Raw genomic sequence first — 9,196 nt, 5'->3', positions numbered from 1 at the left:
GCGGCAAAGTGAGGAAGCGAAGTGCGGTTGGCGGACCTTTCAGAATGTCTTTAGACAGGAGCCAGTAACCCAGCGTTTCACGCGAAGAGCAAACCACCAGTTATACTGGTGGTTTTGACTTTTGTACTTTAATGGTAACGTTTTCTAAGGTAAAATATGAAGTATAAACAGTTAAAGGGGGAAGCTTTTAAGCGAGAATATGTCAAATAAAATGAAGGATATTCAGTTTCCGTCTGTCAATTATGACGATTGGAAAGAACAAGCAATAAAAGCTTTAAAGGGGAAACCGTTCGAAACACTTTTCTCGAAAACAATTGAAGGAGTTACATTAGAGCCACTTTATACTCAAGAAATGTTAGTTGAGAAGATGGGTGGACAACTGGAGAAACAAATTTCAACAATTCGTTCGTTGAAAATGTCAGCTACTTTCTTAGCTGCACAACAGATTTATGGAAAAACTCCAGAACAATTTTTTTCAAACATTCAAGATAGTTTAAATAGGGGAAATGATGTACTTACAATAGATAGTCGTATGCCATTTGAATGGAATGATGATAGTCTTAGTCAATTGGTGAACTACATATCTGAAAATTCGTTCAAATTTTATGTGCAAAATGAAAATGACTCGCTATTAAAGGTTTTTAACAAAATTGATGACAGCAACAAACAAAAGATAAATGGCTTTATTATTTCGGAAACTCCAGTAACTTTAGAAGGATTTGAAAAGGTTCGTACTTATTCAGCTAATACAGTTACTTACCATAATGATGGAGCAAATGCTATTCAAGAGCTGGCAATCGCCCTGGCATTAGCAGCGAAATATGCCCAGCTAGAAGAGAACTTTGAAGACTTTACAAAAAAATATTTCGTAAATTTTGCAGTAGATACACAATTTTTCTCGGAAATTGCAAAGCTTCGTGCTTTTAAAGTATTATGGAAAGCGTTTTCATCGGCGTATGGTTTTAACAACCCATCTGCAATCCCGGTATTTGCTGAAACATCTCTGCGCAGTTTCTCAAAATTAGATGTTTATGTAAATCTATTGCGTGCAGGAAATGAAGCTTTTGCAGCACTGATTGGCGGGGCTGATTTAATAACGGTTCACCCACATGATGTATTATCTGAACCTACTGAACAATCCATTCGAATTGCACGGAATGTTTTGCTGGTATTAAAAGAAGAATCATTTGTTGCAGATGTGCTGGACCCTTCAGGAGGTTCATATTTTATTGAATCATTAACAGCAGAATATGTAGAGAAAGCTTGGCAATTGTTTATTGAAATAGAGGATGCAGGTGGAATTGATGCATTTTCTCAATCAGGTAAATTACAAGCAGCAATTGAGGAAGTTTATAATAGTCGATTAAAGGCTGTCGAAACAAGAAAACACTCATTAATCGGTACAAATATTTACGCAAACCCAGTCGACGAACTTCCACTTGCAACGAATCCACAGCATTCACAAATAAAGCGATTAGCTATTCCGTTTGAGAATCTGCGCGAAAAATATAATGAAGTTCAACCTAGCATTGCAATTTTAACTATCGGAAAATTGAAGAATTTTAAAGCCCGTGCAGATTTCGTCGCAGGATTCTTTGCAACTGCGGGAATTATCCTTAAACAATCGGGTGAAATTGAAACTATTGAAGATGCAATTGGATGGCTAAAACAAGTTAATTACGATTATGTGATTGTGGCGGGAAATGATGAAGATACGAAATCGTTAATTCCTTCTATACTAGCTCAAAAACCTAAAAACTTAATTTTAGATGTAGCTGGCAAGTTTAAAGAAGAAGAAACAGAATGGTTAAATAGCGGCTTAAACGGCTTTATTTTTGCCGGCCAAAATTTAATTGTAAAGCTTAAAGAGGTTTTGGAAAGCTTGAAGGGGGTTCAACGATGAGTAAACCAAATTTTAATTCCGTTGCTATTGAAAAAGTTTTGCTAGATGAAAAGTTGCAGCCAAACCGTTCTTTTTTAACAAATGAAGGAATTGAAGTTAGTGAATTTTATACGAAAGAAGACATACAAGGTGCAAATCATTTAAATGACGTTGCTGGAATTGCCCCAAATACCCGTGGACCATATCCAACGATGTATGTTGTCCGTCCTTGGACAGTTCGTCAATATGCAGGGTTTTCAACTGCAGAAGAATCAAATGCATTTTATCGCAGAAATTTAGCAATGGGTCAAAAAGGGTTATCTGTAGCATTTGACCTAGCTACTCATCGCGGCTATGATTCTGATCATCCACGAGTCAAGGGGGATGTAGGGAAAGCAGGAGTTGCTATTGATTCGATAGAGGATATGAAAATTTTATTTAATGGCATCCCACTAGATCAAATGTCCGTTTCGATGACAATGAATGGTGCAGTATTACCTATTATGGCATTCTATATTGTTGCCGCAGAAGAACAAGGTGTTTCGCCAGACAAATTAGCAGGTACAATCCAAAATGATATTTTAAAAGAATACATGGTGCGCAATACGTACATTTATCCTCCTGAAATGTCCATGAAAATAATTGCGGATATTTTTGAATATACGAGTAAATTTATGACGAAATTTAATTCCATTTCTATTTCTGGGTACCATATTCAAGAGGCTGGAGCAACGAATGATATTGAACTAGCCTATACGTTGGCAGACGGGCTTGAATATGTTCGAACAGGTTTAAAAGCTGGTATTGATATAGATTCGTTTGCACCTCGTTTGTCCTTCTTCTGGGCAATTGGAATGAATTACTATATGGAAGTAGCTAAAATGCGTGCTGCACGGCGTATTTGGGCGCAAATGATGAGTACGTTTAATCCGAAAAATCCGAAATCACTTGCGCTGCGTACACACTCACAAACATCAGGGTGGTCATTAACAGAGCAGGATCCATTCAACAACGTGACAAGAACTTTAATTGAAGCGAACGCAGCAGCAATGGGTCATACTCAATCTTTGCATACAAATGCTCTTGATGAAGCAATTGCACTGCCAACAGACTTCTCTGCACGTATTGCTCGTAACACACAATTATTCTTGCAGGAAGAAACGGGTATGACAAAGGTAATTGATCCATGGGGCGGCTCATATTACATTGAAAAATTAACAGATGAGTTAACAAATAAAGCATGGACTTTAATCGAAGAAATCGAATCACTTGGCGGCATGGCCAAGGCAATTGAAACAGGTTTACCGAAGATGAAAGTCGAGGAATCTGCTGCAAAACGTCAGGCTAAAATTGACTCTAAAACTGAAACAATTGTTGGTGTAAATAAATATTTGCTGGATGTTGAAGAGCCTATTGATATTTTAGATATCGACAATACGGTAGTTCGCCAAAATCAAATTGAACGATTAGAAAAGTTAAGAGCAACACGCAATGAAGAAGAGGTTCAAAAGCATTTATCCCGCTTAACCTACGCTGCAGAAACAGGTGAAGAGAATTTGTTGGCGGTTGCAATTGATGCTGCCCGTGCTCGTGCTTCAATAGGCGAGATTTCTGATGCTATAGAAAAAGTTTCTGGACGCCATAAAGCGATAATTCGTTCGATTTCAGGCGTATATTCTTCAAATTTCTCAGATGATGAATTAATCTCTGAAGTAAAACAGATGACTGAGGAATTTTTAGAAAATGAAGGGCGCCGCCCACGTATTTTAGTTGCAAAAATGGGTCAAGATGGGCACGATCGTGGTGCTAAAGTAGTTGCTACAGGATATGCCGATTTAGGATTCGATGTTGATATTTCTCCATTGTTTATGACACCAGAAGAAGCAGCTCAAATGGCAGTGGAAAATGACGTACACTGTGTAGGAGTGTCTTCACTTGCTGCAGGTCACAAAACATTAGTGCCGGAACTTGTAGCTGAGCTGAAAAGATTAGGCAGAGAGGATATTATCGTAATTGTTGGTGGGGTAATTCCAGCTCAAGATTACCAATTCCTATATGAGGCTGGGGCGGTTGCAATCTTTGGTCCTGGAAGCGTGATACCTGTTTCAGCAATGAAAATTATCGAGGAAATTTACAAACGTTTAGGCTATGAGGAAGTGTCTGAATAATGGAGGAGCAAAACAAAGGTATAAATAGAGGGGCTTTAAACGTGATGGCCGGTGTTGAAGGGGGCCATGACGGACTAAATCCTATTACACCTAAAAAGTTTCGTAAAAAAAAACAACAGTCTATAGATATTAAAAAATTAGCTTGCGAGGTGCGTGAAAGTTCACGCACTTCCTTGTCAAAAGCCATTACGCTTATCGAAAGCGCTAGCAGCGAGCATAAAGAACAGGCACAGCAACTGTTACAGGAGTTGCTGCCTTATACTGGCAATAGTATTCGCATTGGGATAACAGGTGTACCGGGTGCGGGGAAAAGCTCATTTATCGAAGCCTTTGGTACACTTCTTTGTAATATGGGAAAAAAGGTTGCAGTACTTGCAATTGACCCAAGTTCTTCTTTATCAGGTGGAAGTATTTTAGGGGATAAGACCCGCATGGAAGAATTAAGCCGCAACAAAAATGCCTTTGTAAGACCATCTCCAAGCGCAGGTACTCTCGGTGGTGTGCATAAAAAAACACGAGAAACAATGCTGCTTTGTGAGGCTGCTGGATATGATGTCATTTTAATCGAAACAGTTGGGGTAGGACAAAGTGAAACTTACGTTCGCGGAATGGTTGATTTTTTCCTCTTACTTGTCCTAACAGGTGCAGGGGACGAGCTGCAAGGAATGAAAAAAGGGATTATGGAATTGGCAGATGGCATTATCGTACATAAAAGTGATGGTGATAATGTTCGCAAAGCACAAAAAACTGTTCGTGAATATAAGCAAATTTTACATTTCCTTCAACCTTCAACACCGGGCTGGATGAGTAGAGCTATCCCTGTATCATCCCTTCAAAAAACAGGTTTAACAGAAGTATGGGACATGATCTGTGAATTTGAAACAAGTATTAAAAAATCATCTTACTGGGATATAAGACGTCTTGAACAGACGAAAGAATGGTTCCATTCAATGATTACAGATCATTTAATCGATTCTTTTTTTAATGATGCTAGTAAAAAAACGAAGGTTAAATCAATTGAAAGTGCGATTTTGCAAGGTGAAATAACCGTTACACAAGGAGTAAATAAGTTGTTTTATTAAAGTGGGGATTTCTTTTACATTGATTAATAGTTAAAGCAATCCTGTTTTAAGGAAAGTTGAAACTTAAGCTTTTAAGTCATTAAAATTTGTCTCTTTGTGATAAAATGGGTATTTGAAAGGAGCGATAAATTATGAATATGGATTTCGATTTATTTATGGAAGAAATTAAAAGAACGGCACGTGCTGAAATGGAAGCTGCAGGTTATGAGCAATTACGCACTCCTGAAGAGGTAGAGGAAGCCTTTGCACGTCCTGGTACAACTTTAGTTATGGTGAACTCAGTATGTGGATGTGCAGGTGGTATTGCAAGACCAGCAGCAGCAAACGCTATTCATTATGATAAACGACCAGATCATTTAGTGACAGTTTTTGCAGGTCAAGATAAAGAAGCAACTGCAGCAGCTCGTCATTTCTTCGGAGACAATCATATTCCTTCTTCACCTTCCTTTGTATTATTAAAGGATGGAAAAGTTGTAGCAGATATCGGACGACATGAAATTGAAGGTCATGATCCAATGTCTGTTATTACAAATCTACAAGCAAACTTTGAAGAATATTGTGAAGAAGTGTAATACACACCAATAATTGAACACGTCCTTAGTGCTTTATCGCTCTAGGGACATGTTCGTTTTTTACAAAATAATTTAGAAATCATAAAGTTTTTTAGTAATATCTAGCACAAGCTACTCTGTTCTTCATGGTAATTTACATCTCTTTGGCGAAAGCTGGAAAAGCTTCGCGTTAATTCGAGTCTATAGATTAGGTTTCACTCGGTGTATTTATTAACAGATGAACAGCTAAAGAGCTCTTGCGCTTTTCCTAAAGGAGGAAGTCGATATAAAAAAGTTTAAAATCGGCTATCGAACAATAAAAACAGCTGTCGGGGCTGGCTTAGCAATTGTAATCGCAGAATATTTCAACCTGCAATTCTTTTCCTCAGCAGCTATTCTAACAATTCTTTGCGTTCAAACAACGAAGAAAAAATCTTTGCATGCTGTTTATACAAGGCTTGTAGCAAGTATCATTGGAATGGCTTTTTCATTTATTGCTTTAGAATTTTTTGGATATAATCCTCTAGTATTAGCGCTAATGATTTTAGTTTTTATTCCGACAATTGTGTCTCTTGGTGTAGCGGCAGGTTTTGTATCAAGTGTAGTTATTATTATGCATATCTATTCAGAAGCAAATTTTACTTACGATTTACTTCTTAATGAGTTAGGATTAATGGCTATAGGTTTTGGAACAGCTCTTGCTGTTAATATGTACATGGGTGATTTTCAAAAGGAAATGGATCAATATTTGGAGCAAATTGAGGAGTTATACCGCTCGATATTTTCAGAAATTGTCAAATATTTGCGCAATGGAGATGCCTCATGGGATGGAAAAGAGATTATACTCGCAGCTGAATTATTAAATAAAGCAAAGTCTCTAGCGTATAAAGATGTAGAAAATCATTTCACTAGAAAAGAAAATCTCTATTATTTGTACTTTGATATGCGCGAAAAGCAGCTGGAAATTATCGAGAGGGTTTTGCCTAAAATTACAACATTACCTGTTATGGTACAGCAAGCAAGTTTAGTTGCCGACTTTATGCAGGAATTATCAGAAAATGTGCATTCTGGCAATACGGCTAAACACTTTAGAGAGAAGCTGGAAACTGTAAAAGAAGTGTTTGCTAAAATGCCGTTGCCTGAAACGCATGAAAAATTTTTAGCGATGGCATCCTTATATCAATTTATTGAGGAAATGGATGAATATTTAATGATTAAACAATCGTTTAAAGGATTGAAAAGTAAAGATAAAAAGAAAAAGATTACAGACAAGCTGTAATCATAAAAAGCGTATTAGAAGAATGATAGACCGAATGCTAAAGTTGAGATTACCATAATTGCGATCATACAATAAACTACTATCTTTTGGAATTTTTTATTACTCATATTCTCGTTCTCTCCTTCTTTTCTTAAACTAAGTTTATCAAATTTGAAAATTTTCTCAAGTGCATAGCTTATTGTTTTTAAATTCGTTACAATATATATGTACTATAACAGAAGGGGTGTTATGATTGGAGAAAGTGGATCATATTGGTATTGCAGTAAAAAACCTAGATGAACGAATTTCATATTATACGGAAACATTGGGCTTGAAATTACTGAAAATTGAAGAAGTTCCTTCTCAAAATGTTCGAGTAGCTTTTATAGATGCAGGAAATGTGAAATTTGAGCTGCTAGAGCCGACTAGTGAAGAAAGTGCAATTTATAAGCATATCGAGAAACGCGGGGAAGGAATACAACATATAGCATTTGGGGTTACTGGTATTCGAGAAAGAATGAAGGAATTACGCGATAAAGGTATACGTATTCTTTCGGACGAACCAAATCCAGGTGCAGGAGGCGCTGAAGTAGCTTTCTTACACCCGAAGGATTCTTTTGGTGTTTTATATGAATTATGTGATAAAAGCGGCAAAGGGGATATGTAAATAATGGATATGTTCGATAAAATTAATGAGATGTATGATTTGAAACGTGAAATTGAGCTTGGCGGGGGAGACAAACGTATCGAGAAACAGCACGAGAAGGGGAAATTAACTGCTCGTGAACGAATTGATTTATTGTTGGATGAAGGAACTTTTGTTGAAATTAATCCTTTTATTACACATAGAACTACCGATTTCGGAATGGACAAGCAAATTGGACCAGGCGATGGAGTTGTAACTGGCTTTGGTAAAGTAAATGGACGCAATGTCTATTTATTTGCTCAGGACTTCACAGTTTTTGGCGGTGCTTTAGGTGAAATGCATGCAAAAAAAATCGCTGCAGTAATGGATTTGGCTGCGAAAAATGGAACTCCTTTTATCGGTATTAACGATTCAGGTGGTGCACGTATTCAAGAAGGGGTATTATCATTAGACGGATATGGGCATATTTTTTATCGTAATGCAATATATTCAGGTGTTATTCCACAAATCTCGGTTATTATGGGTCCTTGTGCAGGTGGAGCTGTTTATTCACCAGCCATTACAGATTTCATCTTAATGGTAGATAAAACATCCCAAATGTTCATTACTGGACCGAAAGTTATAGAAACAGTGACAGGTGAAAAAATTTCTTCTGAAGATTTAGGTGGTTCTAAAGTACATAATTCAATTAGTGGAAATGCCCATTTCCGCGCGCCATCTGAAGAAGAATCTATTGAACAAATTAAAAGATTGCTAAGCTATTTACCACAAAGCAATAAAGAAAAAGCGCCTAAACTTCCTCGTCCTGAAGGGGATGATTATCGTCCTGATATTATCGACTTCGTACCAATTGAACCTACTAAACCATACGATGTTCGTAATGTAGTAGAACAAGTAGTAGACGAAGGATCTTTCATGGAAGTACATTCTGAATTTGCGAAAAATGTTGTAGTTGGGTTTGCGCGTATTGCAGGGGAATCCGTTGGTTTAGTCTGTAATCAACCAAAGGCGCTGGCTGGTGGGTTGGATATCGATTCATCTGATAAAGCATCAAGATTTATCCGTACATGTGATGCATTTAATATTCCAATTATTACGTTTGAGGACGTTTCTGGCTTTTTCCCAGGCGTAAAACAAGAACATGGCGGCATTATACGTCATGGAGCGAAAATTTTATACGCATATTCAGAAGCAACTGTTCCAAAAATTACAGTTATTCTTCGTAAAGCATATGGTGGTGCATACGTTGCATTAAATTCAAAGGCCATTGGAGCTGATTTAGTCTTTGCATGGCCAAATGCAGAAATTGCAGTAATGGGAGCAGCAGGAGCAGCAAATATTATTTTTGCCAATGAAATTGCGAAATCTGAAGATCCAGAAAGTACACGTGCTGCGAAGATTGAAGAATATAAAGAAAAATTCGCAAATCCATATGTTGCTGCATCTCGAGGAATGGTTGACGATGTAATTGATCCGCGCGATACACGTATCAAGCTAATACAAGCTTTAGATATGCTGGCAAATAAAGAAGAATCACGACCAAACAAAAAACACGGTAACATCCCTCTATAAGAAAAGAGCAAGTGCTATGCTTAACAATAGGTCATCT

The 9,196-nt window shown here is 37.3% G+C and carries 8 protein-coding genes; 7 read left to right on the top strand and 1 reads right to left on the bottom strand.

Features of this window, described 5'->3' with window-relative positions; genetic code table 11:
* Positions 1–199: 199 nt before the first annotated feature.
* The 5 genes from EKG35_RS08800 to EKG35_RS08780 all read left to right on the top strand — a co-directional run bounded on the left by EKG35_RS08800 (position 200) and on the right by EKG35_RS08780 (position 6,962).
* The gene (locus tag EKG35_RS08800; RefSeq protein ID WP_126294073.1) at positions 200–1,903 is read left to right on the top strand and encodes a methylmalonyl-CoA mutase family protein; all 1,704 of its coding nucleotides are present in this window, start codon (positions 200–202) and stop codon (positions 1,901–1,903) included.
* On the top strand, positions 1,900–4,050 hold the full coding sequence (gene scpA / locus EKG35_RS08795; protein ID WP_126294072.1) for a methylmalonyl-CoA mutase: 2,151 nt from the start codon (positions 1,900–1,902) through the stop codon (positions 4,048–4,050). The genes EKG35_RS08800 and scpA overlap by 4 nt, the downstream gene beginning before the upstream one ends.
* Positions 4,050–5,132 carry a methylmalonyl Co-A mutase-associated GTPase MeaB gene (meaB, locus tag EKG35_RS08790; RefSeq protein WP_126294071.1) on the top strand — a complete coding sequence of 361 codons (1,083 nt, stop codon included), beginning with the start codon at positions 4,050–4,052 and terminating at the stop codon, positions 5,130–5,132. The genes scpA and meaB overlap by 1 nt, the downstream gene beginning before the upstream one ends.
* Before the next feature lie 131 nt (positions 5,133–5,263).
* Positions 5,264–5,704, top strand: a complete 441-nt coding sequence (locus EKG35_RS08785) for a BrxA/BrxB family bacilliredoxin (RefSeq protein WP_126294070.1) — start codon at positions 5,264–5,266, stop codon at positions 5,702–5,704.
* 265 nt (positions 5,705–5,969) lie between these two features.
* Positions 5,970–6,962 carry an aromatic acid exporter family protein gene (locus tag EKG35_RS08780; protein ID WP_126294069.1) on the top strand — a complete coding sequence of 331 codons (993 nt, stop codon included), beginning with the start codon at positions 5,970–5,972 and terminating at the stop codon, positions 6,960–6,962.
* Between the two features lie 14 nt (positions 6,963–6,976).
* On the opposite strand, the gene prli42 is transcribed toward EKG35_RS08780, so the two are convergent.
* The gene (gene prli42, locus EKG35_RS20865; RefSeq protein WP_153062698.1) at positions 6,977–7,069 is read right to left on the bottom strand and encodes a stressosome-associated protein Prli42; all 93 of its coding nucleotides are present in this window, start codon (positions 7,067–7,069) and stop codon (positions 6,977–6,979) included.
* Between the two features lie 125 nt (positions 7,070–7,194).
* Between prli42 and mce the strand changes: the two genes are divergently transcribed.
* Together mce and EKG35_RS08770 are read left to right on the top strand one after the other, a co-directional pair.
* Positions 7,195–7,608 carry a methylmalonyl-CoA epimerase gene (mce, locus tag EKG35_RS08775; RefSeq protein WP_126294068.1) on the top strand — a complete coding sequence of 138 codons (414 nt, stop codon included), beginning with the start codon at positions 7,195–7,197 and terminating at the stop codon, positions 7,606–7,608.
* A 3-nt stretch (positions 7,609–7,611) separates the two neighbouring features.
* Positions 7,612–9,159, top strand: a complete 1,548-nt coding sequence (locus EKG35_RS08770; RefSeq protein WP_126294067.1) for an acyl-CoA carboxylase subunit beta — start codon at positions 7,612–7,614, stop codon at positions 9,157–9,159.
* Positions 9,160–9,196: the final 37 nt, after the last annotated feature.

The sequence above is a fragment of the Lysinibacillus telephonicus genome, from assembly GCF_003966145.1.
Taxonomy (GTDB): domain Bacteria; phylum Bacillota; class Bacilli; order Bacillales_A; family Planococcaceae; genus Ureibacillus; species Ureibacillus telephonicus.
This window is presented reverse-complemented; position numbering and strand designations above follow the sequence as displayed.

What these genes read in the sequence shown, in the direction of transcription:
- prli42 (WP_153062698.1), bottom strand. Translation starts at nt 7,069, where the DNA reads ATGAGTAATAAAAAATTCCAAAAGATAGTAGTTTATTGTATGATCGCA.
- EKG35_RS08800 (WP_126294073.1), top strand. Translation starts at nt 200, where the DNA reads ATGTCAAATAAAATGAAGGATATTCAGTTTCCGTCTGTCAATTATGAC.
- meaB (WP_126294071.1), top strand. Translation starts at nt 4,050, where the DNA reads ATGGAGGAGCAAAACAAAGGTATAAATAGAGGGGCTTTAAACGTGATG.
- scpA (WP_126294072.1), top strand. Translation starts at nt 1,900, where the DNA reads ATGAGTAAACCAAATTTTAATTCCGTTGCTATTGAAAAAGTTTTGCTA.
- EKG35_RS08770 (WP_126294067.1), top strand. Translation starts at nt 7,612, where the DNA reads ATGGATATGTTCGATAAAATTAATGAGATGTATGATTTGAAACGTGAA.
- EKG35_RS08785 (WP_126294070.1), top strand. Translation starts at nt 5,264, where the DNA reads ATGAATATGGATTTCGATTTATTTATGGAAGAAATTAAAAGAACGGCA.